We start from the raw sequence: 23,843 nt of genomic DNA, 5'->3' as shown, positions 1-23,843 counted from the left end.
TGTGGCAGCACCAGGCAACCGCGAGTTGATCGATGGCCGCCACGAATGGTCAGGCCGCCGCCCCGCCGGACCGGTCAGAGCCGCTCGACCAGCCGGAACCGCTCGGCCATTACCAGCGTCTCGTCGGTGACGACGAAGTCGGGGTCACCGAGCCAGCCGCGGTAGTCGGCGCCGTGCCAGAACCTCTCATGCCCGGCCCGCCACTGCGCAACAGTCGTGTAGCCCTCCCCCTCGTCGACCGCGTGCGCCAGGTCGATCTCGGCCAGCGGCACGATCCGCACCTCCGTCGTCTCGATCACCGCCACAGGCTGCTCGGCGGAGTCGACCACGAGGCTGCGCTCGCCGGGCTGCGGCAGCGGGTCGCCCTCGCGCTCGTACTCCAGGACCAGGGCGCTGGTGGAGGTCTTCGTGCCGTCCAGGATCGCCGCCACCAGGGCGTCGCGCAGCGGCCCGGGGAAGGCGAACTCCGCGCGAGGCAGGGCCGACCAGGAGGGTGCGACGTCGACGTCGGCCCGGGCAAGGTCCGCAGTGGTCCGGTCGGATTCGGGGATTCCGGTCATGCGGAACACCGTATCCGCAGGATTGCAAGCGGCACGGCTTCCGCGCCCACTCGCTTTTCCCCCACCGTTACAGTCACGCGATGGACGTGGAGCGGGTCCGGCAGGCGTACGGCGCCGTCGCGGACCTCTAATTTGAACTGTTCGGCTCGGTCGGGCAGTCACACCCCGACGACCTCGCCTTCATCGCGCGCCATCTGTCGAACCGCCCCGGCAAGGTGCTCGACCTGGGGTGCGGGCCCGGCCACCTCACCGGTTACCTCAGTTCCCTGGGCGCGGACGTAACGGGAATCGACGTCGTCCCCGAATTCGTCGCGCACGCCACGGCCACCCACCCGACCGTCGACTTCCGGCTCGGTGCGATGGCGAAACTCGACGTCGCGGACGGCTCGGTCGCCGGCATCCTGGCCTGGTACTCCCTGATCCACCTGCCGCCGCAGGACCTTGACGGTGTGCTGGCCGAATTCCGGCGAGCGATGGTTTCCGGCGGGACCCTGGTGGTCGGGTTTTTCGACGGCGACGAGGTGGACGCCTTCGACCACAAGGTCACCACCGCCTACCGCTGGCCCCCTGACGCGTTCTCGCGGCGGCTGCGACGAGCGGGCTTTACCGAGGTGGAGCGGCTACGACGGCCTGGTGACGACACTCAGCGCCCGCAGGCCGCGATAGCCGCGCAACTGCCTGCGTGATCGCGATCTGGCAAGCGCCGAAACTGACTCGGGGGACTACCGTCATCCTGTGCTCGACCCCGCGACGATCTTCGAAGGATCCGGTCCGCTGGAGGATCCCCTCACCGACCAGACTCTTCGGGCAGTGGAAGCAGAGCTCGGATACCGGCTCCCCACCGCGTACGTCGACCTGGCTCGTCAACACAACGGCGGCTGGCTCGCCCGGGATGCCCATCCCGCCCCCAGTCAGACCTCCTGGAGCGAGGACCACGTCGGCGTGTCCGCGCTGGCGGCGATCGGCCGAACTGCTGGCTTCAGCCTCTGCGGCGAACGCGGCAGCGCCTTCTGGGTGGCGGAATGGGGCTACCCGGACATCGGCATCTACATCGCCGAATGCCCGTCGGACGGCCACGACATGATCGCTCTCGACTACCGCTCGCGCGGTGGGCCGGCCGTCGTACATGTCGACCAGGAGTGGAACTACCGGATCACACTCCTCGCCCCCGACTTCGAAACCTTCGTGACAGGTCTCGTCGAGGGATCCGCGTACGACGTCAACGGGTGACCGTTCCCCACGGCACAGCAGGCTCAGCGGCTCTGACCCGCTCGATAGCGGGAGGGCTCGCGCCTGCACCTACCCAAGCTTGACCTGCACCAGGCTTCAACTTGCAGGCTGATGGTCACTCGTATGGACGGAGCCATCCGAATGCTCAACGCAACGGCAAGTATTCGTCTCGCCCGGCCCAGCCGGAATCTTGCGGCGACCGAACGGTTCTACGTGCAGGGACTGGGGCTGGAGGTGCTCTACCGGACTGCGGCTGTCGACGGAGAGCATGACCTGACGATGCTGGGCTGGCGCGAAGCGTCATGGCATCTGGAACTCGTCGGGGGCCCGGACTTTCCCGTGGAGCCGACCCCGACGGCGGAAGACCTGCTCGTGCTCTACCTGGCCGAGCCGATCGACAACGCGCTCGTGGCCCGCCTCGAACAGGCCGGCGGCAGGCGCGTCCCGCAGGGCGCGTACTGGGATCGGTGGGGTGTCACGGTTGAAGATCCGGACGGTTATCGCCTCGTGCTCTCCAGCCGAGCCTGGTCCAACGCCACCTAGTCGGCGCCTGTCGTGACCCCGCCACCGTCAGCGCTGCCGTCGACACGGGAAGCCGTCGTCGCGGCCGTCCCGCCGACTTGCCTTGCGGATATGGAGCCCCCGGCCGGGATCGAACCGGCGACATCTCGCTTACAAGGCGAGTGCTCTGGCCAGCTGAGCTACAGGGGCGTGTTACTAGCTCGTCAGCATAGCGACTGCCACCCGGGGCAGCGCGTCAGGCGGACCCCCGGAGCAGCGGTAACGTCGCGAATCCGACCGGGACGCTGCCGGCCGGTCACACTCAGTCACGCAGCTTGGCGATTGATGACCGTCCGTGCCCACCTGACCGAATCGGCGGTGACCCGGGTGCGCCACGTCTTGGCAGCACGTGAAGCGCAGATTACGGTTCAGGGAACGGATGGTCACCACACCGGCGTACCCGCGCCGACGTCACCCCCCGTTCTGGCCGGTGCCGCATGGCGCCGGTCGCTCCTTCCACTCGGATCGTCCGGCACGTTCCTGCCGGTGAAAGGAAGCACCCATCATGGCGACCGTCACCTTCGACAAGGCGACCCGGATCTACCCGGGCAACGAAAGCCCCGCCGTCGACCACCTCGACCTGGAGATCAACGACGGCGAGTTCCTCGTCCTCGTCGGCCCCTCCGGCTGCGGCAAGTCCACCAGCCTGCGCATGCTCGCCGGCCTCGAGGACGTCGACGAGGGGGCCATCCGCATCGACGACCGCGACGTCACCCACCTGCCGCCCAAGGCCCGTGACATCGCGATGGTCTTCCAGAACTACGCGCTCTACCCGCACATGACGGTCTACGAGAACATGGCGTTCGCGCTGAAGCTCCGCAAGACCTCCAAGGACGAGATCGACCGGCGGGTCAAGGAGGCGGCGGCGCTGCTCCAGCTCGAGGAGTACCTCGGCCGCAAGCCCAAGGCGCTCTCCGGCGGTCAGCGCCAGCGGGTCGCGATGGGCCGGGCGATCGTCCGGGAGCCGCAGGTCTTCCTGATGGACGAGCCGCTGTCGAACCTCGACGCGAAGCTGCGCGTGCAGACCCGTACGCAGATCGCCTCGCTCCAGGCCAAGCTCGGCATCACCACCGTCTACGTCACCCACGACCAGGTCGAGGCGATGACCATGGGTCACCGGGTGGCGGTCATGCTCGACGGTGTGCTCCAGCAGGTCGACACGCCGCGGGCGCTCTACGACACCCCGGCGAACGTCTTCGTGGCCGGCTTCATGGGCTCCCCCGCCATGAACATCAAGACGGTGCCGCTGCACGACGACGGCGCGAACTTCGCCGAGCTGATCGTGCCGCTGACCCGCGAGCAGGTCGCCGAGGCGCGTACCGAGGGCGGCAGCGACACCGTCACCGTCGGTTTCCGGCCGGAGGACTGCGACATCGTCAGCGCCGAAGAGGGCGGCCTGCCGCTCGTCGTCGAGCTGGTCGAGGACCTCGGCTCGGACGCCAACGTCTACGGTCACGCCGCGATCGAGGGCGCCTCGGAGCGGTTCGTGGTCCGCACCGACCGGCGCAGCATGCCGACCATGGGCGAGACGATCTTCGTCAAGCCGCGTACCGGTCAGAGCCACGTCTTCCACGCCGTCACCGGCCGGCGTATCTGACCCGAAGGCACCACTGGATCCGCGTGGCCCTCCGGAGCCGCCGTCAGGCGGGCATCACCCGGAGGGCCACGCGGATCCGCCGTTTCCACGCCACCCGGCCGGGCCGCCGAACCTGAACGGTAGGGCCGGCGACCGCGGCGGCGGGTTCAGTCGGCGGCGGCGAAACGGTGGAAGACGAAGCTCTTGTCCCCCGCGCAGACGATCAGCTCGGTGTTCCACGAGCAGCTCGACAGCCGTACGCCACGCAGCAGCCCCAGCGGCGTCTGCACCCCGTCGGCGAGGTTGACCCCGGCGACACTCTCGTCACCGAGGGACGCCGACGGACTGTTGGCGAAGAGCAGCATGCTGCGTCCGTTGAGCCGCACGGCGGAGCCCTGCGCGTCGAGGACGGTTCTGCCGTCGAGGGCGTAGACCTTCGTCGTGTACGGCGAACCGGTGTGGTTGACGAAGACGTGCTCGCCGGCCGCGGAGAGCTGTTTGGCGCCCGGGACGGCCCAGTGCACCGGCTTCTCCCCGCCCAGCACGAGCACCGTGGCGGTCTTGACGTCGTAGCGGACCGTCTCCAGCAGGCAGACCCGTTCCGGGCCGCAGGCGATCAGCTCTTCGACTCGCGCGGCCGGGTCGACGGCGGTGTGCAGCACCTTGGGCTCGCCGAGGGTCGCCAGATCATGGGCGACGGCCCGGTAGCCGGAGCGGGAGTCCTCGGCGGCGACGTAGAGGGTGCCGTCGAGCACCGCGACCTTGTCGGTGGGGTCGGCCACGTTGGGACGGCTGGCTGCCACCGCGCCCGTCGCCGCGTCGATGATCCGCACCGAACGGTCCGCCCCCACCTGCACCACGCGGTGGTCGTCGGAACGGGGCGCGAAGGGAACGGCGCTGAAGTCCCCGGGCCCGGTGAACCGCTCGTACGAGTTGACCGGGTAGACGGCGGTGGTCTTGCGGCCACTGCTGGTGGCGGGGTTGTCGTGTCTCCAGGTCTGCACGCCGTCGGCGGCGCGCAACCCGACGAGCTGATTGGCGAACCGGTCGACCACCACGACGGCGTCGCCGAGGAAGAAGATCTGATCCTCGCTGCGGACCGGATAGGTCCAGATCTCCCGGCCGTCGGTATTGAAGACCACCAGCTGCTCCGGCGTCGAACTGGAGTAGCCGTCGGACAACGCCGCCACGCCGACACTGACGGAGGCGACCTGCTCCCAGTTGGGGGCGGCGATGCTTGTCTCCGCCCGCCACAGCTCCCGGGCGGTCGACGCCTGCACCGCGCGGATCTCCAGCTTGTCGTCCTCCCGGGTGTGGGCGACGTACGCGCGGTCGCCGGTCACCGTGGTGAAGACCCGGCCGTAGTTGCTGCCCGGCCCCGGCAGGCTGCCGATCTGCTGGAAGGGGATGAAGGCCACGTCCCGATCGTTCACCCCGCCGCCACCCCAGAAGCGCGACCAGGCGAGGGTGCCGACCCCGGCGACCGCGACAACGATCGCGGCCACCAGGGTGATGACCAGCCAGCCGGGCGGCTTGGCCCGCGGCATGACGGCGGTCGCCGGGAATCCGCCGGTGAGCTGCGGCCCGGCCGGCCCCTGGTACGGCCCGCCGCCCCCCGGCGGCCCCGACATCGGGTACGGCAGCGTAGGCGTCGGATACGGCGGGGTGGAGGCCGGGTACGGCGGCGTGGAGACCGGGTACGGCGGCGTGGACGTCACATACGGCGGCGTGGAGACCGGATACGGCGGCGTGGACGTCGGATAGGCCGGGGTGACTCCCGGCGGGGGGACCGGAGTGGCACCCGGCGGCGGTGTCGCGGGGCCGCCGGGGGCGTACCCATCGTCGTGCTGGCCTGGCATCTGCCGGCTCCTCCATCACCCGGGCGGAAACTGCGGCCCGCAGTTTACCCAGGTGATGTCATACCGGTGATCCTCCGCAGGACCAGTGTTCCTGCGGAGGATCGGTGCGCGGAGAGCAGCCGGTGATCAGACCGCCCGGCGGCGGGAAATCTCGGCGAGCGTCACCGCGGCGGCGACGCTGGCGTTGAGCGACTCCACCTCGGAGACCATCGGGATGCTGGCCCGCAGGTCACAGGTCTCCCCGACCAGGCGGGACAGGCCGCGCCCTTCGGAGCCGACGACGACCACCAGCGGGCCGACGGCGACCTCCAGGTCGTACAGGTCGGTTTCGCCGTCGGCGTCCAGGCCGACCACCACGAAACCCGCCTCCTGGCAGTACTTCAGCGACCGGGTCAGGTTGGTGACCTGGGCGACCGGCACCCGGGCGGCCGCGCCGGCGCTGGTGCGCCAGGCCGTCGCGGTGATGCCGGAGGCCCGGCGTTCCGGGATGAAGACACCCTGCGCGCCGAAGGCGGCGGCCGAGCGGATGACCGCGCCCAGGTTGCGCGGGTCGGTCACCCCGTCCAGCGCCACCAGCAGCGGCGCCGTCTGCTCCAGGGAAGCCGAGACCATCTCGTCGAACGGCTCGTACGCGAACGGCGGCACCTGGAGCCCGACGCCCTGGTGCAGCACGCCGCCGGTCATCCGGTCCAGCTCGGCCCGGCTGATCTCCAGGATCGCGATTCCCCGGTCACCCGCGGTCCGCATGATCTCCTTGATCCGGTCGTCGACCTCGATGCCGTGGGCGACGTAGAGCGCGGTCGAGGGCACCTGGGAACGCAGCGCCTCCACGACCGGGTTCCGGCCGACCAGCAGCTCGGGGGTGTCCCGGGCCGGGTTGGACTTGCGTCCGGGGGCGACCCGGGGGCCGGAGCGGCCGCCCGGCCTGCCGCCGCCGGCGCCGCCGCGGCGAGCGGGAGCGCCCGTGCCGCGACCGCCGCCCTTGCCCCAGGTGGTGTCCTTGGCGCCCGGGGTGCCGATCTTGGGGGCGCGCCCCTCCTCGGCCGCCGCGCGGCGCTCCTTGTCCTGCTTCCAGGCGGTGCGCTGGGGCAGCTTCTCGGTACCCGAGTAGCCCTTGTGCCAGGGGCGCTCGTCGGCGGGGAGCGTCCGGCCGCGACCGGCCAGCGAGTCCCGGTTCTTGCCGCCGGTCCCCTTCTTTGCCGTCGCCTTCGGGGTGACTCGCCGGCCACGGCGTTGCGAATTGCCGGCCATCAGTGTTGTTCTCCGATCGTCCAACGCGGGCCCTGCGGGGTGTCTTCCACCATCACGCCGGCCTGCTTCAACTGGTCTCTTACCGCGTCGGCCGCCGCCCAGTCCTTACGGCTACGTGCCTGCGCGCGCTGCTCCAACGCCAGCGCGACCAGCGCGTCGACCGCCGTCCGCAGTTCACCAGTCTCCCCCCTGCCCTGCCAGGCAGGATCGAGCGGGTCCACCCCGAGCACGCCGAGCATGGCGCGGGTCGCCGCCAGGGCGGCCCGCAGCGCCTCGTCGTCGCCGGCGGTGAGCGCGGCGTTGCCGTCGCGGACGGTGTCGTGCAGCACGGCCAGCGCGCCGGAAGTGTTCAGGTCGTCGTCCATCGCGGCGGCGAACGCCTCGGGCATCTCACCCGGGGCACCCGCCCCGACCTGCTCGGCCGCCCGCTGGACGAAGCCCTCGACCCGCCGGTACGCCACCGCGGTCTCCTGCAGCGCCTCGTCGGAGTAGTCGATGCGGGAGCGGTAGTGGGCGGCCACGAAGTAGTAGCGCAGCTCCACCGGGCGTACGCCGAGACTGGTGACGTGGGCCAGGTCGATGACGTTGCCCAGCGACTTGCTCATCTTGGCCTCGCCGAGGTTGAGCAGGCCGTGGTGCACCCAGTAGCGGGCGAACGGCAACCCGGCCGCCTTGGACTGGGCGATCTCGTTCTCGTGGTGCGGGAAGGTCAGGTCCACCCCGCCGCCGTGGATGTCGAACTCGTCACCGAGGTAGCGCCGGGCCATCGCCGAGCACTCGATGTGCCAGCCCGGGCGGCCCCGACCCCACGGCGAGGGCCAGTACGCGTCGGCCGGCTCGCCCGGTTTGACACCCTTCCAGAGGGCGAAGTCGCGCACGTCCCGTTTGCCGCGCTCCGGGGAGTCGCCGGCCGGCTGCATGGCGTCGGGGTGCTGGCCGGAGAGGGCGCCGTACTGCGGGTAGGAGGCGACGTCGAAGTAGACGTCACCGGAGCCGTCGCCGGCGACGTACGCGTGTCCGGCGGCGATCAGCTCGGCGATCAGCTCGTGCATCTCCGGGACGTGCCCGGTGGCGCGAGGCTCGTAGGTCGGCGGCAGCACGTTCAACGCCCGGTACGCCGCGGCGAGCACCAGCTCGTTGGCGTAGGCGATCGCCCAGAAGGGCCGGTCCTGTTCGATCGACTTTTCCAGGACCTTGTCGTCGACGTCGGTGATGTTGCGCACGAAGCGCACGGCGTAGCCGCGGTGCAGCAGCCAGCGGCGCAGCACGTCGTAGTTGACGCCGGAACGGAGGTGGCCGATGTGCGGCGGGGACTGGACGGTGAGACCACACAGGTAGACGCTCACCTCACCGGCCTGGCGGGGCACGAAGTCCCGCACCGATCGGGTCGCGGTGTCATACAGGCGTAGCGTCACCCTGCAAGGGTAGCGGCCGGGCCGCCCGGCGATCGACGCAGCGTTCACTTCGGCGCCCGGCGTCAGCCGAGGGCTGCCCGGGTCCGCGGGTACGACCGGCGCACGGTTCACCGGGTGGCGGTGAAGTCGGCGACGAGCGTGCCGAGCTGGTCGGCCTCGACCAGGAAACCGTCGTGGCCGAAGTCGGAGTTGATCATGCGCAGCGGCTCCGCGGCCGGGATTCCGGCGGCGATGCGGGCGGACTGCGCCGGCGGAAAGAGCCGGTCGGAGTCGACGGCGACGACCAGCGCCCGGGCGCTCACCCGGGCCAGGGCCGCCTCGACGCCACCGCGGTCCCGCCCCACATCATGCGTGATCATCGTGCGGGTCAGCGTGACGTAGCTGTTGGCGTCGAAGCGGCGTACCAGCTTGTCGCCGTGGTGTTCCAGGTAGGACTGCACGGCGTACCGGCCGCCACGCAGCGGCTCCTCGGCGCCCTGGGCTGCGCGGCCGAAGCGGGCGTCCAGTTCGGCGGCGCTGCGGTAGCTGTGGTGGGCGATCTGCCGGGCGAGGCCGAGCCCGGCGTGCGGACCGTGCCCGTCGGGGGCGTCGTAGTAGTCGCCGCCGGCGTATCCGGGGTCGGCGGCGATCGCCGCGAGCTGGGTGTGCAGGCCGGCGATCTGGTCGCCGGTTGTCTGGGCGTTGGTGGCGACTGCGACGAGCCCGCGCACCCGCTGCGGTTGGCCCACCGCCCATTCCAGGGCCCGTTGCCCGCCCATCGACCCGCCGACGACCAGCGCCCACGTGTCGAGGCCGAGCGCGTCGGCGAGCCGGGCCTCGGCGGCTACCTGGTCGCGGACGGTCAGCTGTGGGAAGCGGCTGCCCCAGGGACGGCCGTCCGGTGCCCTCGTGGCGGGGCCGGTGCTGCCCTGGCAGCCGCCGAGCACGTTCGGGGCGACGACGAACCAGCGGCCGGTGTCGATCGGGGCGCCGGGGCCGACCAGCGACACCCACCAGCCGGGGGTGGGGTGGCCGGGACCGGCCGCCCCGGTGACGTGCGAGTCGCCGGTGAGGGCGTGCAGCACCAGCACCGCGTTGTCGCGCGCGGCGTTGAGCTGCCCCCACGTCTCGTACGCCAGCCGTACGCCCGGCAGCCGGTCGCCGCTGACGAGGTCGAGGGCGCCCAGGTCGGCGAAGCGCCGCCGCCCCGGCGGGTCACCTTCGCGCCAGGCGCCGCTGGCGGGGGGAAGGGCGCGGCCGTCCCGGCCCGCGCCGGCCGGAGCCGGGCGGGGCGGGACGGCCGCGGAGTGCTCGGGCACGGCCGGTCAGGCCCCCTTGGCGGCCCGGAAGCCGGCGTCGAGGTCGGCGAGGATGTCCTCGATTCCCTCGATGCCGACGGCGAGCCGGACCAGCCCCGGGGTGACACCGGAGAGCGCCTGCTCGGCGGGGGTGAGCTGGCTGTGCGTGGTGGAGGCCGGGTGGATCACCAGCGACCGCACGTCACCGATGTTCGCCACGTGCGAGTGCAGCTGCAGCGCGGAGACGAAGGCCTTGCCCGCCTCGGCGCCCCCTTCCAGCTCGAACGCCAGCACGGCGCCGGCGCCCCGCGGGGCGTACTGCCTGGCCCGCTCGTAGTAGGGGCTCGACGGCAGGCCGGCGTAGTGGACGGTGCCCACCTCCGGGCGGGCCTCCAGCCACTGCGCGACCCGCTGGGCGTTGGCGACGTGGCGCTCCATGCGCAGCGAGAGCGTCTCCAGGCCCTGGCTGATCAGGAAGGCGTTGAAGGGCGAGACTGCCGAGCCGAGGTCGCGCAGCAGCTGCACGCGCGCCTTGAGGATGAACGACATGTTCGCCCCGAACGCGCTGCCGACGCCGAGGTCGCGGGCGTAGACCAGGCCGTGGTAGCTGGGGTCCGGGGTGTTGTAGTTCGGGAAGCGCTCCGGGTGCTGGGCGTAGTCGAAGCTGCCGCCGTCGACGATCACGCCGGCGATCGCGGTGCCGTGCCCGCCGAGGTACTTGGTGGCGGAGTGGATGACCACGTCGGCGCCGTGCTCCAGCGGCCGGACCAGGAACGGCGTGGCGACGGTGTTGTCGACCAGCAGCGGCACCCCGGCGGCGTGCGCGACGTCGGCGACCGTACGGATGTCGAGGAAGTCGGCCCGCGGGTTGGGGATGGTCTCGGCGAAGAAGAGCTTGGTGTTGGGCTGGACCGCGTCGCGCCAGGCCTGCGGGTCGTGCGGGTCGGTGACGAAGGTGGTGGTGATGCCGAGCTTCGGCAGGGTGTGCTTGAGCAGGTTGTAGGTGCCGCCGTAGAGGCTGGGGCTGGCCACCACGTGGTCACCGGCCTCGGCGATGTTGAGGATCGCGAGGGTCTCGGCGGCCTGGCCGGAGGCGACCAGCAGCGCGCCGACGCCCCCCTCCAGGGAGGCGATGCGCTCCTCGACGGCCTGCTGGGTCGGGTTGCCGATGCGGGTGTAGATCGGGCCGAGGTCGGCCAGGGCGAACCGGTCGGCGGCCACACCGGCGTCCGGGAAGACGAACGAGGTGGTCTGGTAGATCGGCAGGGCGCGGGCGCCGGTGGCGGGATCGGGTGCCTGGCCGGCGTGGATCTGGCGGGTCTCGAAGGACCAGTTGGCGGAATCGGTCACGGGAAGCTCCTCGGGGTGGGCGCGTTCGGTTGTGCGGGCGCGCCGTCGGCTGGGGTGTTCGGTACGCGAATCGCACGCTGCCGGGTGCCGAGGAGTGGCCCGGCCGGAGCAGGGCATTTCGTCGATGGACGAGGAATGCGCTGGCCGTCTACGGGCACCGCCGAGCGTGCGCTGATCAGCAACACATTCGGCAGGACATGTCGATCAGGCTACGCGGGCGCTTCTGCGATGTGAAACGCCTGTCCCGGATCTCGGGAATCCCTCGGGGCATGTGGGAAGCCTCGGGCGGGCCTGGCGGCCGCATCGGCCGTACGCTGCGTGCTGTGGAGAACGCGGACCGGCCGGGCGAATCGGCGCAGACCCTCGACCGCGGCCTGCGGCTGCTGCACCTCGTCGCGGACGCGACAGGCGGGCTGACCGTCACCGAGGCCGCCACCGCGCTCGGGGTGGGCCGGGCGGCCGTCTACCGGCTGCTCTCGCCGCTGCTCGCGCACGGCCTCCTCCGGCGCGACACCGCAAACCGGCTCCGGCTCGGCGCCGGTGTGCTTCAGCTCGCCCGGCGGGCACAGCCGCTGCTCGCCGACGGCGCACTGCCGGCCCTGCGCCGGCTCGCCGAACAGACCGGCGCCACCGCCCACCTCACCGTCGCCGAGGGGGACGAGGGCGTGGCGCTGGCGGTGGTGGAACCGAGCTGGACGGCCTTCCACGTGGCGTACCGGACGGGTTCGCGGCATCCGCTGGCGCGCGGCGCGGCCGGGCAGGCGATTCTTGCCGGGCGGGCCGGCGACGGCCGGCCGGTGAGCACCCGCGGCGAACTCCAGGCCGGCGCCTACGGCGTGGCCGCCCCCGTGCTCGGCGTGCCCGGACTGGAGGCGAGCGTCGGCGTCGTCGCCATGAGCCCACTGGAGCTGCCGGTGGTCATCACCCAGGTCAGCGCCACCGCCACAGCCGTGGCCACCGCCCTGTCCTGAGCTTCGCGGCCGACGCCGGCCACACCGCCGACGACGACGGTGCGGTCTCGGCCGCACCGGATCAGGGGTGGGTCATGCGGAGCACATCGAGCGCCTCGTCGAGCTGCTCCTCGGTGACCCGGCCGTCGTGCACGTGGCCGCGGGCGATCACCACCTCGCGGATGGTGAGCTCCTTGGCGAGCGCCTCCTTGGCGATCGAGGCGGCCTCGTCGTACCCGAGGTAGCGGTTGAGCGGGGTGACGATCGACGGCGACCCCTCCGCGTACGCCCGGCAGATCTCCTCGTTGGCCTCGACGCCTGCGACGCAGCGGTCGGCCAGCAGCCGGCTCGACGCGGCCAGCAACCGGATCGACTCCAGCAGGTTGCGGGCGAGCACCGGCAGCATGACGTTCAGCTCGAAGTCGCCCTGGGAGCCGGCGAAGCCGATGGTGGCGTCGTTGCCGATGATCTGGGCGCAGACCTGGCGCACCGCCTCGGGCACGACCGGGTTCACCTTCCCCGGCATGATCGACGAACCGGGCTGGAGGTCGGGCAGGCGCAGCTCGCGCAGTCCGGCGCGCGGACCGGAGCCCATCCAGCGCAGATCGTTGACGATCTTGTAGAGGCCGACGGCGATGGTACGGAGCTGACCGGAGGTCTCCACCAGCGCGTCCCGGGAACCCTGCGCCTCGAAGTGGTTGCGGGCCTCGGCCAGCGGCAGGCCGGTCATCTCCCGCAGCCGCTCGATGACGGCGGCGGCGAAGCCGAGCGGGGTGTTGATGCCGGTGCCGACCGCGGTGCCGCCCAGCGGCAGTTCGGCAAGGCGCGGCAGGGCGCTCTCCAGCCGCTCGATGCCGTAGCGGACCTGGGCGGCGTACCCGCCGAACTCCTGGCCGAGGGTGACCGGGGTGGCGTCCATCAGATGCGTACGCCCGGACTTGACCACGGTTTCGAACTGGGCCGACTTCGCCTCCAGCGCCTGCGCCAGATGCGCCAGCGCCGGCACCAGGCCGCTCATCACGGCCTCGGTCGCGGCGAGGTGGATCGAGGAGGGAAAGACGTCGTTGCTGGACTGCGAGGCGTTGACGTGGTCGTTGGGGTGCACGTCGGCGCCGAGTTCACGGCTCGCCAGGGTGGCGATGACCTCGTTGGTGTTCATGTTGGACGAGGTGCCCGAGCCGGTCTGGAAGACGTCGATCGGGAACTGGTCGTCATAGCCGCCGGCGGCTACGTGCGCGGCCGCCGCGGCAATCGCGGCGGCGACATTCGGATCCAGTACGCCCAGGTCGGCGTTGACCTGCGCGGCGGCGCCCTTGATCTGGGCGAGCGCGCGGATCTGCGCCGGTTCGATACCCCGCCCGGAGATCGGGAAGTTCTGCACGGCGCGCTGGGTCTGGGCCCGCCAGAGGGCCTCGGCGGGTACCTCGACCTCGCCCATGGAGTCACGTTCGATCCGGTAGCCGGTTTCCTCAGGAGTCGTCACGACATCCATCCTGCCCCGGCTGCCGGGTCCGCGCCGGGCGATCGTGTACGCATCACAGGTGTCGCACGCGGTCGGCATGATCGCCGGGCACGTTGGCCGGGAGCAATGGCGATTGATCCACCTCTGGCAGATGTGAGCGCTTTTATATCGCTCTCCTAATGATCTTTTATAGGTAAACTCTTCGACCTCTTGCCCGTTCGGAAACGGAGTTGAGTTGCCCCCCAGCCGCTATCCCGCACTGCCCGGATCTACACAGGCTCCATCTCGTCGGCCCCGTGAGTCGTTCGCCGCACTGCTCGCCGGCACCCTCACCGCCACCGCCGCCGTGGTCGTGGCCGCTTCCCCCGCCGCCGCCGGAGTCTGGGAGTACGTCCGGCCGGTCAGCGTCAACTACACCGATTCCCGTCAGCCCGACACGAGCTTCCCGGCCGACAACGACTTTCCGGTCGGCAAATGGCAGTCGGACACGGGAATGCACACGTCCCAGGCCTACCTGACTTTCGATCTCGCCCCGTACCAGGGCAAGACAATCATCGAGGCCGGCGCGGACACGGGCGAGACCGCGGTCACCGACTGCGAGCGGCCGCGCGAGGTGGAGATCTGGCGTACCGCCGACCCCTCGTCGGCACCGACCTGGAACGACGCCCCCGCCACGGAAGCGAAGGTCGGTGACGTGGGGGCCGGTTACGCCATCTGCCCCGCTCCCCGCCTGGAAATCGACCTCGCCGACGCCCTCCAGGATGCCCTCGATGAGGGCAAGGAGCAGGTCACCTTCCTGCTGCGCATCAAGGGCGACCACCAGGACAACCCGCAGCACGGCCGCCGCCTGAAGCCGATCGGAGTCTCGATCAAGGCCAACGCGGCTCCGCACGCCCCCACGCAACTCCGGGTCGACAACCGCGACTGCGCCGAGGGCCTCTTCACCACCAGCCGCACCCCAACGCTCTCCGCGCGGATCACCGATCCGGACAGCCGGGACGGCTGGGCCGGCGACCTCGTCACCGCGACGTTCGCGTACTGGCCGGCGGACCGGCCGGACGAGCGCACGGAGTGGGAGTCCAGCCGTTACTACGCGCCGACGCCCCTGCAGTACCGGGTCCCGCAGTCCCTCCCCGACGGCCGGTACGCCTTCGCGGTCAAGGCTGCGGACGAGCACGCGGCTTCCGACTGGTCGCCCGCGTGTGAGTTCACGCTGGACGCCACCCCGCCGGCGATTCCGACCGTGACCTCCACCGACTACCCGGAGGGCAGCTGGCAGGGCGGACCGTTCATTCCCGGCACCTTTACCTTCACCGCCGACTCCGACGACTTGGCGGGCTTCCGGTACGGCGAGATCGGGCCGACGGACTTCGTCGCCGTTGACGAGGGCAGCCGCTCGGTGGACGTCACCATCGCGCCGACCTCGGACGGCCCCGGGACGCTGTACGTGTGGAGTGTGGACAAGGCTGGCAACCGCTCGGGCCAGACGTACTACCGGTTCCTGGTACGTCCCACGGCGCCGTTCATCACCGACGCCAACCCCTCCGCCCGCATCGGCGAGCCGCGTGAACTGACCTTTTCCCCCCGGATGGACAACGTCGTCGAGTACACCTATCGGTTCAACGACGACGATCCGGTGACCGTACCGGCGGGCGCGGACGGCACGACGACCGTGACCGTGGTGCCGCGTCGGCCCGGGATGAACCAGATCACCGTCACCAGCCGTACCTCTGGCGGGCTGCCCAGCGGCATCAGCCGCCTCGACATCTACCTCGTCACCCAGCCGAGCGTGAGTTCGGTGGAGTACCCGATCGGAGGAAGGACCGGCGCTCCCACCGGCACCCCCGGCACCTTTGTCTTCCGTCCGGGTATGCCCGACACCGTCGAATACATCTGGTCGGTCAACCGCGGTCCGCAGCAGACGGTCGCGGCGCAGCCCGACGGCACCGCGAGCGTGGTCTACACCCCGACCAAATCCGGATACCACACGCTCCAAGTGGACAGCCGCAGCAGCGACGGCACCGTCTCCGAGACCGCGAACGTCTCATTCCAGGTCGCCTCCCACGCCCCGACCGTCGAATCGGCGACCTACCCCGAGTACTCGGCAGCGGGCGGCCCCGGTGTCGCCGGTGACTTCACCTTCCGCCCGGCGAGCGAGGGCGTAACCGGTTACGTCTACTCCTTCGGCGAGCAGGAGGAGACAGTGCAGGCTGCCGGGGACGGCAGCGCGACGATCACGTGGACGCCGCGCTCCTACCCGACCGAGACCAGCGGCTGGGTGACGCTCACGGTCCGCGCGGTCGTCGGCTCGATCGTCTCCGACCCGACCGAGTACATGTTCATGCTGCTGCCGCTCGCGCCCACGGTGACCGGCGAGGACTTTCCGCCCTCCGGCGGTGGGGCGGGGGCCGGGACGCCCGGCGAGTTCACGCTGACCGCCGCCATGCCGGGGACGACGGAGTTCGTGTACCGCTGGAGGGGCGGAGAGCACACGGTGGCGGCGGGCCCGGACGGCACCGCGACGATCACGTTGACGCCGGAGTCCGAGGGAAGCCACTACCTCTACGTCTCCAGCCGGAGCGCCGACGGCGTCACGTCGGGCGAGATGTACCACTACTTCTACGTCGGCTGACGCCGCTCCGGGCGTCCTGCCACGACGATCCCGGCCGGCACGAACCCCGAAGACAATGGCGCCCCGTTCATCGATGCTCTCGATGAACGGGGCGCCGTTCGTTCAGGCGGCGGCAGGACGCCGGACGCGACTCAGCGGCGGCCGACGGTCAGGACCGGCTTGGTGACCTCGGAGAAGAAGTCGTTGCCCTTGTCGTCGACGACGATGAAGGCGGGGAAGTCCTCGACCTCGATCTTCCAGACCGCTTCCATGCCGAGTTCCGGGTACTCCAGGACCTCGACGTGCTTGATGCAGTCCTGCGCCAGCCGGGCGGCCGGGCCGCCGATGGAGCCGAGGTAGAAGCCGCCGTGCTCCTGGCAGGAGCGGGTGACCTGCCCCGACCGGTTGCCCTTGGCGAGCATGATGTGCGATCCGCCGGCGGCCTGGAACTTCTCCACATAGGCGTCCATGCGGCCGGCCGTGGTCGGGCCGAACGAGCCGGAGGCGTACCCCTCGGGGGTCTTGGCCGGGCCGGCGTAGTAGACGGCGTGGTCGCGCAGGTACTGCGGCATCGGCTCACCGGCGTCGAGCCGCTCGGCGATCTTGGCGTGGGCGATGTCGCGGGCCACGACGAGCGGACCGGTCAGCGACAGCCGGGTCTTCACCGGGTACTTCGACAGCTCGGCGCGGATCTCGGCCATCGGCCGGTTCAGGTCGACCTTGACCGCCTGGGAGCCGCCGTCGAGCTGCTCGGGGGTGACGTCGGGCATGAAGCGGGCCGGGTCGGTCTCCAGCTTCTCCAGCCAGACACCCGACGGCGTGATCTTGGCGACCGCCTGCCGGTCGGCCGAGCAGGAGACGGCGATCGCCACCGGGCAGGAGGCGCCGTGCCGGGGCAGCCGGATGACGCGTACGTCGTGGCAGAAGTAACGGCCGCCGAACTGCGCGCCGATGCCGAAGTTGCGGGTCAGCTCCAGCACCTCGGCCTCCAGCTCCAGGTCGCGGAAGCCGTGGCCGGTCGCCGATCCCGAAGTGGGGAGGTTGTCCAGATACTTGGCGCTGGCGTACTTGGCGGTCTTGAGCGCGTACTCGGCGGAGGTGCCGCCGACGACGATCGCCAAGTGGTACGGCGGGCAGGCCGCGGTGCCGATCAGCCGCAGCTTCTCCTCGAGGAACTGCATCATCCGCGTCGGGTTCAGCAGCGCCTTGGTCTCCTGGTAGAGGTACGACTTGTTCGCCGAGCCGCCGCCCTTGGCCATGAAGAGGAACTTGTACGCGTCGGCGTGCCCGTCCGGGTCCTCGCCGTAGATCTCCACCTGGGCCGGCAGGTTGGAGCCGGTGTTGCGCTCGTCCCACATGGTCAGCGGGGCGAGCTGCGAGTAGCGCAGGTTGAGCTTGGTGTATGCCTGGTAGACGCCGCGCGAGATCGCCTCGGCGTCGGTGCCGTCGGTGAGCACGTGCCGGCCCCGCTTGCCCATCACGATCGCGGTGCCGGTGTCCTGGCACATCGGCAGCACGCCGCCGGCGGCGATGTTGGCGTTGCGCAGCAGATCCAGCGCCACGAAGCGGTCGTTGGGGCTGGCGGCGGGGTCGTCGATGATCGACCGCAGCTGGGCCAGGTGCGCCGGCCGCAGGTAGTGGGCGATGTCGTGCATCGCCTCGGCGGTCAGCGCGGTCAGCGCGGCCGGGTCGACGGTGAGGAACCGGCGGCCACCGGGGCCGTCGACCACGTCGACACCCTCGTCGGTGATCAGCCGGTACTCGGTCTGGTCGGGCCCGGTCGGCAGTAGGGGGGCGTAGGAGAACGCGGCACTGCTCATGAGCGGAAAGCCTAAGTCAGAGCGGAGCGGGCCCGGCACCCCCCGGGCGGTCATGGGACGCCTCTCTCATCCCGGCGGCAGCGGCAGGGCTACTTGCGCACCGGTTCGCAGACCTCGTTCTTCGGTCCGCCGCAGCTGAGGGAGGGCGCGGGGCCGGGTTCGTCGCCGTACCCGCTGCCGGGGTCGTAGCCGCCGTCGTCGCCGGGGGCGCCGTCGAAGCGGACGTACCCGATCTCCCGCCCCTCGCCGATGATCATGCCGCTGGGGCCGACGGCGAGCACGTCGGCGCGGGTGCGCAGGTTCGCCAGGTCCGCGCCGGTGCCGGGGTTGACCGCGATCACCCGGTCGGGCTCGTCCCCGACGAGCACCGCGGCGTACGGCGTCAGCGCCCCGGTGCTCTTGCCGTCGAGCCGGCGGTTCCACCGGTCACCGGTGACGCCCAGTTCGTGGGCGTCGACGGTACTGCCGTCGACGCCGCGTACCAGCACGTAGCGGTCGTCGACGCCGATCACCTTCTCCCCGGCGTCGCCGATCCAGAGCAGCTGCCCGTCGTAGGCGTCCAGCACGGTCTCCCTGCCGTCCGGGCCGGTGCCCAGGAGCACGTTGCGGGCGCCCTGCGGGTCCTCGCGCTGGGCACAGCCGCCGCTGTCGGCGGTGCGGAGGTTGATGCCGGCCCGCTGCCAGGCCTGCACGCCGGTCGCCGGGTCGCGGCCGGTCACGGTGATGTAGCAGGTGCCGTCGCCGGGGCGGGCGTGGATGCGCAGCAGCCGGCCGCCGACGACGCTGTTGCGCTCCTCCGGGCCGGGTTCGGCCTCGTAGAGCATCCGGCCGGTGGCGGTGTTGAGCACGTAGACCCGTTCGTCGACGGGGAATCCGAGCAGCCCCGGGACGTACTCGGGGCCGCCGGCGGCCGGGTCGACGCGGTGGCTGGTCAGCCGCCGGGTGGCGAGCAGGTCGGGGTTGTCGGCGAGCAGGCCGGTGTTCACGCCGGGCAGGGCGGCGCTCCAGAGCGGACTGGTGCCGCGCGGGTCCCAGGCGGTGACGGTGCAGTCGGTGGGGGCGACGCAGCGGGCGTCGAGAAGCATGTCGCGATAGGTCCAGACCGCGACAGCGTCGTCGTCGCGGCGGCGCACCGCCCCGGTCCGCGGGTCGAGCAGGTCGTACCCCTTCTCCAGGATCTTGCCGACGGCGACCACGGCGTCGGCCGGGCCGCCCGCCACGGCCGCCCAGTCGGCCTTGCGCTCCCAGAGCTGCGTGCCGTCGGCGAGGCTGCGCGCCTCGACCCGGGTGCGCTGCTCGACGATGACTGTGTTCTCGGCGAAGGTGACCTGGGTGGGGCGTCCGCCGACCCGGGCCTGCCAGGCCGGCGCGGGTTCACTCAGCGACCGGCTGCTGCCCAGCCACTCCCACATGCCGGGGAACGGGTTCCAGATTCCGGTCGCGGCGAGGACCACCACGGTGATCAGGGCCAGCGCGAGGTAACAACTCACGCACGGGCCGCTCCCCTTCGCCACGGGAGGTACGGTAACCGGACTGCCCCGACACGCACGTTATCCCGATTAGTCCGTGTCATGCCCATTTAGGCGTCTTTGCCGGAAAGCCAGCGCCAGAGCAGCAGCGTCGCCAACAGTGACCCGCCGCCCGCCAGCGCCATCACGATCCCGGGTGCGATCACCTCGCCGAGCGCCCCCGCACCGGCCGCCGCCGCACCCTGCGCCGTCATGAACCCGATCCCCGCCAGCCCGAACGACTGACCCCGGCGCTCCGGCGGGACCGCCTCCAGGAACCGTCGCGCCAGACCGAGCTGATAGGCCGAACCCGCCGTCGCGAGGGCGAAGAGCGCCGCCGCCGGCGCCAGCGCGGGATTCAGCACAAAGGCCAGCATCGGTACGCCGAGCAGCAGCGCCAGCCATGGCGTCAGCCGTTCCCGCATCCCCGGCGCGACGAACCGGCCGACGATCAGGTCGCCGACGAGCATCCCGGCCGCGGCGGCCATGAAGAGCACTCCCGAGGCGGTCCCGGCGTCCAGCCCGCTGCCCAGCGCAGCGGTGTAGGGCACCACCACCCCCTCGGCCCCGACCAGCAGGGAACCGGGCAGCCACTGCGCCAGCAGCAGACCCCGCACCCGCCGGTCGGCCAGGAGCAGACGGTTCACCCGCCACGTCTCACCGATCGCACCCGGCGCGCCGGCACCCGGCGCCGCCGTCCGAGGTGGCCGGTCACGCAGCCCGAAGCGCAGCAGCAGCGCCGAGATCGCGCAGGTCGCGGCGGTCAGCCAGAGCGCGCCGTACGGGCCGACCAGGTTGAGCAGCAGCCCGCCGACACCGAAGCCGAGCACCTGCGTGGCGCCGGCGGCGACGGTGAACAGCGACCGGCCGAGGACGTAGGCGTCCCCGTCGAGCAGGTCCGGCAGCAGCGCGGTCCGGGCGGCGTTGCTCACCGGGGCGACCAGGCCGACGGTGAAGACCAGAGCGAGCATCGCCACCGGCGGCAGCACCCCGGTCGCCAGGACCACCACCATCACCAGGCGGATCAGGTCGTAGCCGACCATCAGCACCCGGGGACGCCAGCGGTCGGCGAGCGAGAGCAGGAAGATCCCGCCCAGTGCGTGCGGCAGGAAGCCCGCGACGTACGCGAGCGCGGCGATCAGCGACGAACCGGTCCGCTCGTAGATCAGCACCGAGAGTGCCAGCATCTTCACCGTCTCGCCGATCATGAAGATCCCGAAGCTGGCGAAGACGGTCCGGAACTCCGGCACCGCGAAGACGTCGGCGAAGGTGGCGCGACGCGTCGGATCCGGCGACGGGGCCGCGCCAGGCCTGGCGGCGGCGGATGAAGAGGTGCTCACGCCGTCACCCTGCCCGGTGCCTCACCGGCCGGCGAAGCTTTCGCCTCCAGACGAAAGCCCCAGCTCAACGCCGTACGGCAGCCCGGCCTAGAGTGGCCCGGGAGGTGCCGGTGATACGGATCGAAGTCAGCCCGGCGGACGTTGCCGCCAGCCGGTACGCGATCTCGCCGCTCGGCGAGACCACCGCCGCGCTCCGGCTCCTCGCCGGGCATCTCCCGGCCGGGCCGCTGCGCCCCTGGGCGGAACGGATGCGGCCGCGCTACACCGCGCTGCGCCGGTCCTGGCCGGGCATCGACGCGATGCGGGCGCTCTACCGCCGCCGGCTCTACAACGCCGACTTCATCTGCCCGCCCCCGACCGGAGTGGGGCTGACCTTCGCCGACGAGCTCGCCGTCGTCCGGGCCACTCCGCTCGCCCAGGCCCGCGCCGAACTCGCCCGCAACCTCGCCGGACACCACCGGCCCCCGGAACAGATCCGGCGACTGCTCGACTCCCCCGACGTCGTCCGGCACTTCGCCGACGCCGTCGAGGCGGCCTGGGCAACGCTGATCGAACCGGACTGGCCCCGGCTGCGGGCCATCCTCGAACGCGACCTCGTCTACCGGGCCGGCCGCCTCGCCACGTACGGCTGGGCCGGGGCCCTGGCCGGCATGGACCGGCGCCTGAGCTGGAGCGTCGAGGGCGACACCGGCACCATCGTCGCCGCGGGGCAGGCGCCCGAGCGACACCGGCCCAACGGGCAGGGGCTGCTCTTCGTGCCGAGCATCTTCGGCGGCCTCGGCATCTTCGTCGAACCCCCCTGGCCGTACGCGATCACCTACCGGGCCCGCTCCGTGGCCGACCTGCTCGGGCCGGCACCCGCCGGCCGCACCGCCGACGGGCTGGACCGGCTGGTCGGCGCGAACCGGGCGGCGCTGCTGCGGGCGCTGGCCGCGCCGGCGACCACCAGCCAGCTCACCGCGCAGTTCGGCCTGAGCCTGGGCACCATCGGCGGGCACCTGGCGGTGCTGCGCGACGCCGGCCTGGTCCGCGGGGTCCGGACCGGACGGTCGGTGCGCTACGAACGCACCGCGCTCGGCGACGCGCTCACCGCCGAGCCGTCCCCGGCCTGACGGTCGAGCGCCGCCGAACGGGCCAGGGGCAGCACCCGGTACGGGATCTGCTCGGCGAGCGCGATGATCGTCGAGGCCCGGGTGATCCCCTCATAGGACACGATCTGGTCGATGACCCGCTGCAGGTCGGTGTTGGAGCGGGCAACGATGCGGCAGAGCAGGTCACTGGCGCCGGTGATGGTGTGCGCCTCCAGCACCTCGGGGATGGCCGACAGGTGCTCGGTGACCCGGTTGTGGCCGTGCCGCTGACTGATCTCCAGGGTGATGAACGAGGTGACGGTGAATCCGATCGCCGCCGGCGAGAGCTGCGGGCCGAAGCCGCCGATGACACCGCGGGCGAGGAGCTTGTCGAGCCGGGCCTGCACGGTGCCGCGGGCCACCCGCAGCCGCCGGGAGCACTCCAGGACCCCGATGCGCGGCTCCAGGTCGAGCAGCTCGATCAACGCGAGGTCCAGGGCATCAAGCTGTACATCTTGCGCAGAGGGCATGGTCGATGACCGTACCAAATGTGCAAGGTGACCAGCGCTATTGCGGACAGTTGCCCAACTGGTGGCGGTAAAGCGATCCTCGCCACAACACCCCCGACATGCCGGACCCCCGGCCGAGCCAAGGAGGCAGCCATGACCCAGGCGATCGACCGGCCCCAGCCGACCGACGAGGTGGATGTCGACCGGCTCGTCGGCGCCGTCGACCACGACATCTCCGCCGACCCCTTCCCGGTCCGCAGTGTCGACCACGTGACCTTCATGGTCGGCAACGCCAAACAGGCGGCCCACTACTACTCCACCGCCTTCGGCATGACCTGCGTGGCGTACCGCGGCCCCGAGCAGGGCTACCGCGACCACGCCGAGTACGTCCTGACCAGCGGCTCGGCCCGGTTCCTGCTGCGTGGCGCGGTCCGCCCCGACGCCGAAGGCGCCGAGCACGTCGCCAAGCACAGCGACGGTGTCAGCGACATCGCCCTCGAGGTCCCCGACGTCGACAAGGCCTACGCGTACGCGGTCTCCCAGGGCGCGACCGGGCTCGCCGAGCCGGCGGACGTCACCGACGAGCACGGCACGATCCGGACCGCCGCCATCGCCACCTACGGCGACACCCGGCACACGCTGGTCGACCGCTCCCGCTACAGCGGCCCGTTCCTGCCGGGCTTCGTCGCCCGCGGCCCGATCGTCGACCGCACGCCGATGATCGAGGCGGGTCTTCAGCCGAAGCGCTTCTTCCAGGCCGTCGACCACATCGTCGGCAACGTCGAGCTCGGCAAGATGGAAGAGTGGGTGACCTTCTACGCCCGCGTCATGGGCTTCACCAACATGGCCGAGTTCATCGGCGACGACATCGCCACCGACTACTCGGCGCTGATGTCCAAGGTGGTCGCCAACGGCACCCGCCGGGTGAAGTTCCCGCTGAACGAGCCGGCGATCGCGCGCAAGAAGTCGCAGATCGACGAGTACCTGGAGTTCTACCAGGGGCCGGGCGCCCAGCACATCGCGCTCGCCACCAACGACATCCTCACCACCGTCGACGCGATGCGCGCCGCGGGCGTGGAGTTCCTGGACACCCCGGACTCCTACTACGAGGACCCGGAGCTGCGGGCCCGCATCGGCAACGTCCGCGCCCCGATCGAGGAGCTGAAGTCCCGCAAGATCCTGGTCGACCGGGACGAGGACGGCTACCTGCTGCAGATCTTCACCAAGCCCGTCCAGGACCGGCCGACTGTCTTCTTCGAGCTGATCGAGCGGCACGGCTCGCTCGGCTTCGGCAAGGGCAACTTCAAGGCGCTCTTCGAGGCGATCGAGCGCGAGCAGGAGCGCCGCGGCAACCTGTGACCTCAGCGACGCGCAGCACGCCGCAACGCCGCGGCCGGGGAGCGGGCGGGCAGCCGCCCGCTCCCCGGTTCCACCCGCACCGATCAGTGCGGGTGGAACCGGTGGATAAGGTTCCAGGGTGACCGTGAGCAGCGA

The 23,843-nt window shown here is 71.4% G+C and carries 19 protein-coding genes and 1 tRNA gene; 8 read left to right on the top strand and 12 right to left on the bottom strand.

The genetic code is table 11. The annotated features are described in order from the left end of the window. Nucleotides 1-74 precede the first annotated feature (74 nt). Nucleotides 75-560, bottom strand: coding sequence for an ASCH domain-containing protein (locus tag ACK8GG_RS11975; RefSeq protein ID WP_440349378.1), 486 nt, complete (start codon nucleotides 558-560; stop codon nucleotides 75-77). 137 nt (nucleotides 561-697) lie between these two features. On the opposite strand from ACK8GG_RS11975, the gene ACK8GG_RS11970 reads away from it, so the two are divergent. The 3 genes from ACK8GG_RS11970 to ACK8GG_RS11960 all read left to right on the top strand — a co-directional run bounded on the left by ACK8GG_RS11970 (nucleotide 698) and on the right by ACK8GG_RS11960 (nucleotide 2,333). Next, nucleotides 698-1,246, top strand: coding sequence for a class I SAM-dependent methyltransferase (locus ACK8GG_RS11970; protein WP_440356424.1), 549 nt, complete (start codon nucleotides 698-700; stop codon nucleotides 1,244-1,246). Nucleotides 1,247-1,295: 49 nt separating this feature from the next. Beyond that, on the top strand, nucleotides 1,296-1,790 hold the full coding sequence (locus ACK8GG_RS11965; RefSeq protein ID WP_440356307.1) for an SMI1/KNR4 family protein: 495 nt from the start codon (nucleotides 1,296-1,298) through the stop codon (nucleotides 1,788-1,790). Between the two features lie 141 nt (nucleotides 1,791-1,931). Next, nucleotides 1,932-2,333 (top strand): VOC family protein, encoded by a 402-nt coding sequence (locus tag ACK8GG_RS11960; RefSeq protein ID WP_440349376.1) that lies wholly within the window; start codon nucleotides 1,932-1,934, stop codon nucleotides 2,331-2,333. Between the two features lie 91 nt (nucleotides 2,334-2,424). On the opposite strand, the gene ACK8GG_RS11955 is transcribed toward ACK8GG_RS11960, so the two are convergent. Continuing rightward, nucleotides 2,425-2,501, bottom strand: a tRNA-Thr gene (locus ACK8GG_RS11955). 355 nt (nucleotides 2,502-2,856) lie between these two features. Between ACK8GG_RS11955 and ACK8GG_RS11950 the strand changes: the two genes are divergently transcribed. Then, nucleotides 2,857-3,948 carry an ABC transporter ATP-binding protein gene (locus ACK8GG_RS11950; protein ID WP_440349375.1) on the top strand — a complete coding sequence of 364 codons (1,092 nt, stop codon included), beginning with the start codon at nucleotides 2,857-2,859 and terminating at the stop codon, nucleotides 3,946-3,948. Between the two features lie 146 nt (nucleotides 3,949-4,094). Here the strand turns inward: ACK8GG_RS11950 and ACK8GG_RS11945 are convergent, their stop codons facing one another. From ACK8GG_RS11945 to ACK8GG_RS11925, 5 genes are all read right to left on the bottom strand, one after another. Beyond that, nucleotides 4,095-5,786: an outer membrane protein assembly factor BamB family protein gene (locus ACK8GG_RS11945; RefSeq protein WP_440356306.1), complete on the bottom strand. Its 1,692-nt coding sequence runs from the start codon at nucleotides 5,784-5,786 to the stop codon at nucleotides 4,095-4,097. Nucleotides 5,787-5,912: 126 nt separating this feature from the next. Then, nucleotides 5,913-7,037: a 23S rRNA (guanosine(2251)-2'-O)-methyltransferase RlmB gene (gene rlmB, locus ACK8GG_RS11940; RefSeq protein ID WP_440356305.1), complete on the bottom strand. Its 1,125-nt coding sequence runs from the start codon at nucleotides 7,035-7,037 to the stop codon at nucleotides 5,913-5,915. Next, nucleotides 7,037-8,452: a cysteine--tRNA ligase gene (cysS, locus tag ACK8GG_RS11935; RefSeq protein WP_440356304.1), complete on the bottom strand. Its 1,416-nt coding sequence runs from the start codon at nucleotides 8,450-8,452 to the stop codon at nucleotides 7,037-7,039. The genes rlmB and cysS overlap by 1 nt, the downstream gene beginning before the upstream one ends. A gap of 107 nt (nucleotides 8,453-8,559) precedes the next feature. Beyond that, nucleotides 8,560-9,750, bottom strand: coding sequence for a homoserine O-acetyltransferase MetX (gene metX / locus ACK8GG_RS11930; protein WP_440356303.1), 1,191 nt, complete (start codon nucleotides 9,748-9,750; stop codon nucleotides 8,560-8,562). 6 nt (nucleotides 9,751-9,756) lie between these two features. Next, nucleotides 9,757-11,079, bottom strand: coding sequence for a bifunctional o-acetylhomoserine/o-acetylserine sulfhydrylase (locus tag ACK8GG_RS11925; RefSeq protein ID WP_440352371.1), 1,323 nt, complete (start codon nucleotides 11,077-11,079; stop codon nucleotides 9,757-9,759). A 269-nt stretch (nucleotides 11,080-11,348) separates the two neighbouring features. On the opposite strand from ACK8GG_RS11925, the gene ACK8GG_RS11920 reads away from it, so the two are divergent. Continuing rightward, nucleotides 11,349-12,050, top strand: a complete 702-nt coding sequence (locus ACK8GG_RS11920) for an IclR family transcriptional regulator (RefSeq protein WP_440352370.1) — start codon at nucleotides 11,349-11,351, stop codon at nucleotides 12,048-12,050. Between the two features lie 61 nt (nucleotides 12,051-12,111). Here the strand turns inward: ACK8GG_RS11920 and ACK8GG_RS11915 are convergent, their stop codons facing one another. Continuing rightward, entirely contained in the window at nucleotides 12,112-13,521 is a 1,410-nt protein-coding gene (locus tag ACK8GG_RS11915; RefSeq protein ID WP_440352369.1) for a class II fumarate hydratase, read from the bottom strand. 205 nt (nucleotides 13,522-13,726) lie between these two features. Here ACK8GG_RS11915 and ACK8GG_RS11910 point away from each other — a divergent pair, with 205 nt between their 5' ends. Beyond that, nucleotides 13,727-16,123, top strand: coding sequence for a DNRLRE domain-containing protein (locus tag ACK8GG_RS11910; RefSeq protein ID WP_440356302.1), 2,397 nt, complete (start codon nucleotides 13,727-13,729; stop codon nucleotides 16,121-16,123). Between the two features lie 131 nt (nucleotides 16,124-16,254). Here the strand turns inward: ACK8GG_RS11910 and ACK8GG_RS11905 are convergent, their stop codons facing one another. The 3 genes from ACK8GG_RS11905 to ACK8GG_RS11895 all read right to left on the bottom strand — a co-directional run bounded on the left by ACK8GG_RS11905 (nucleotide 16,255) and on the right by ACK8GG_RS11895 (nucleotide 20,770). Continuing rightward, nucleotides 16,255-17,922, bottom strand: a complete 1,668-nt coding sequence (locus ACK8GG_RS11905; RefSeq protein WP_440349368.1) for a fumarate hydratase — start codon at nucleotides 17,920-17,922, stop codon at nucleotides 16,255-16,257. A gap of 89 nt (nucleotides 17,923-18,011) precedes the next feature. Then, entirely contained in the window at nucleotides 18,012-19,436 is a 1,425-nt protein-coding gene (locus ACK8GG_RS11900) for an outer membrane protein assembly factor BamB family protein (RefSeq protein ID WP_440356301.1), read from the bottom strand. 65 nt (nucleotides 19,437-19,501) lie between these two features. Further along, complete coding sequence (locus ACK8GG_RS11895) at nucleotides 19,502-20,770, bottom strand: MFS transporter (RefSeq protein ID WP_440352367.1); 1,269 nt, start codon at nucleotides 20,768-20,770, stop codon at nucleotides 19,502-19,504. A gap of 113 nt (nucleotides 20,771-20,883) precedes the next feature. Here ACK8GG_RS11895 and ACK8GG_RS11890 point away from each other — a divergent pair, with 113 nt between their 5' ends. After that, a complete protein-coding gene (locus tag ACK8GG_RS11890; RefSeq protein ID WP_440356423.1) occupies nucleotides 20,884-21,882 on the top strand; it encodes an ArsR/SmtB family transcription factor in 999 nt (332 codons plus the stop codon). On the opposite strand, the gene ACK8GG_RS11885 is transcribed toward ACK8GG_RS11890, so the two are convergent. Continuing rightward, nucleotides 21,828-22,370, bottom strand: coding sequence for an Lrp/AsnC family transcriptional regulator (locus ACK8GG_RS11885; protein ID WP_440352366.1), 543 nt, complete (start codon nucleotides 22,368-22,370; stop codon nucleotides 21,828-21,830). The two genes, ACK8GG_RS11890 and ACK8GG_RS11885, sit on opposite strands and share 55 nt — an antisense overlap. A 132-nt stretch (nucleotides 22,371-22,502) precedes the next feature. On the opposite strand from ACK8GG_RS11885, the gene hppD reads away from it, so the two are divergent. Beyond that, the gene (gene hppD / locus ACK8GG_RS11880) at nucleotides 22,503-23,708 is read left to right on the top strand and encodes a 4-hydroxyphenylpyruvate dioxygenase (protein WP_440352365.1); all 1,206 of its coding nucleotides are present in this window, start codon (nucleotides 22,503-22,505) and stop codon (nucleotides 23,706-23,708) included. Nucleotides 23,709-23,843 lie beyond the last annotated feature (135 nt).

Origin of the sequence: Melissospora conviva (assembly GCF_049523535.1) — a bacterium.
Classification (GTDB): domain Bacteria; phylum Actinomycetota; class Actinomycetes; order Mycobacteriales; family Micromonosporaceae; genus Melissospora; species Melissospora conviva.
This window is presented reverse-complemented; position numbering and strand designations above follow the sequence as displayed.

Excerpts from the sequence above, each read along its gene's own strand:
- ACK8GG_RS11975 (WP_440349378.1), bottom strand. The coding sequence starts at position 560 with ATGACCGGAATCCCCGAATCCGACCGGACCACTGCGGACCTTGCCCGG.
- ACK8GG_RS11960 (WP_440349376.1), top strand. The coding sequence starts at position 1,932 with ATGCTCAACGCAACGGCAAGTATTCGTCTCGCCCGGCCCAGCCGGAAT.
- ACK8GG_RS11950 (WP_440349375.1), top strand. The coding sequence starts at position 2,857 with ATGGCGACCGTCACCTTCGACAAGGCGACCCGGATCTACCCGGGCAAC.
- ACK8GG_RS11945 (WP_440356306.1), bottom strand. The coding sequence starts at position 5,786 with ATGCCAGGCCAGCACGACGATGGGTACGCCCCCGGCGGCCCCGCGACA.
- rlmB (WP_440356305.1), bottom strand. The coding sequence starts at position 7,037 with ATGGCCGGCAATTCGCAACGCCGTGGCCGGCGAGTCACCCCGAAGGCG.
- ACK8GG_RS11920 (WP_440352370.1), top strand. The coding sequence starts at position 11,349 with ATGTGGGAAGCCTCGGGCGGGCCTGGCGGCCGCATCGGCCGTACGCTG.
- ACK8GG_RS11915 (WP_440352369.1), bottom strand. The coding sequence starts at position 13,521 with ATGGATGTCGTGACGACTCCTGAGGAAACCGGCTACCGGATCGAACGT.
- ACK8GG_RS11905 (WP_440349368.1), bottom strand. The coding sequence starts at position 17,922 with ATGAGCAGTGCCGCGTTCTCCTACGCCCCCCTACTGCCGACCGGGCCC.
- ACK8GG_RS11885 (WP_440352366.1), bottom strand. The coding sequence starts at position 22,370 with ATGCCCTCTGCGCAAGATGTACAGCTTGATGCCCTGGACCTCGCGTTG.
- hppD (WP_440352365.1), top strand. The coding sequence starts at position 22,503 with ATGACCCAGGCGATCGACCGGCCCCAGCCGACCGACGAGGTGGATGTC.